The sequence below is a fragment of the Psychrobacter sp. T6-1 genome, assembly GCF_052258445.1.
In genome coordinates, this window is record NZ_JBQQFC010000525.1 from 1 (window position 1) to 1,131 (window position 1,131).

At 48.4% G+C, this 1,131-nt stretch carries 2 protein-coding genes and 1 pseudogene; all 3 read left to right on the forward strand.

All coding sequences use genetic code 11. From position 1 onward, the window contains the following. Positions 1–189: hypothetical protein (locus ACTXGO_RS14305; RefSeq protein WP_443574985.1), on the forward strand; the 189-nt coding region annotated here is incomplete at its 5' end. 48 nt (positions 190–237) lie between these two features. After that, a complete protein-coding gene (locus ACTXGO_RS14310; protein WP_443574986.1) occupies positions 238–1,023 on the forward strand; it encodes a transglutaminase family protein in 786 nt (261 codons plus the stop codon). Between the two features lie 32 nt (positions 1,024–1,055). Continuing rightward, positions 1,056–1,131: pseudogene (locus ACTXGO_RS14315) on the forward strand (peptidase); the annotation flags it as partial.

Here is a 1,131-nt window from a genome sequence, read left to right on the forward strand (position 1 = left end):
GCAGTATTACTCGGTGAAGACGTCACTCAATTAAGTCTAGAGTTTAAGCACTGGATCAACCAGCTGCCAGAGAATACGCGCTGGCGTGAGCTGACCCGCTTGACCAATCAGATGATTCGCTCCAAGCAGTTTAGCGATTTTAAACTGATCAGCCGCGAGTTCAACATTATCTTGCAGCAAGGGGTTTAGCGCGTTAATACAAGTTTAGTCAAATGGACAAAATAATAAGAGGACAGTATGAAACTTCAAATCAGTCATCAGACCAATTACTATTATGGCGAGCAGGCGCAGCGCAGCGTACAGTACATTCGTATGACGCCTATGGATCTGCCGCATCAAACCATTCATCGCTGGGATGTGCTACTCCCCAAAGTCGCAACCAACTTAAAAGATGGCTTTGGTAATGAGTGGCTCACCTTGAGCCGTAACGAGACTCATGATAATTTGCAAATGCAGGCCTCAGGTATCGTTGAGATCAATACCGATACCGAGCGTCTAGAGGACTTAGCGCATGTCCCCTATCTGTTGTTTACGGTTCAAAGCCCGCTGACTAAGTGTTCAGAGGCCATGCGCGAGTTTGCCGCGCCATTTTTGCAAAACGTCACTTACGATAGCCTCAAGACTTTGGCCAATGAGCTGATTATGATCATGCCTTTTGTCAAAAACGTCACGCATGTCGGCACCACCGCAAGCGAGGCGTTTGAATTAAAGGCGGGCGTCTGTCAGGATCATACCCATGTGTTTTTGGGTTTATTGCGAGATCAGCAGATCCCTGCCCGCTACGTCTCAGGCTATCTGTATGACGACACCGAGAACCATATGGCAAGTCACGCTTGGGCGGAGGTATATTTGGACGGATACTGGTATACTTTTGATATCTCCAATCAGGCGTTTGCCCCTAACTCACACGTTTATGTCGCTATCGGGCGTGATTATCTAGATACCGCCCCAGTACGCGGGGTGCGTATGGGCGGCGGTTACGAGAGTCTCTATAGCCAAGTCTTGGTCACGCGGTTATCATAACCACCTCATTTATTAACACAAAGGATAACCCTATGACTTATTGTGCCGCCATCCGCTTAGAGGATGGCTTGTTGTTTGCCAGTGATACCCGTACCAATGCAGGCGTCG

Bases quoted from the DNA above. Each gene is read 5' to 3' on its own strand.
- ACTXGO_RS14310 (WP_443574986.1), top strand. From the start codon at position 238: ATGAAACTTCAAATCAGTCATCAGACCAATTACTATTATGGCGAGCAG.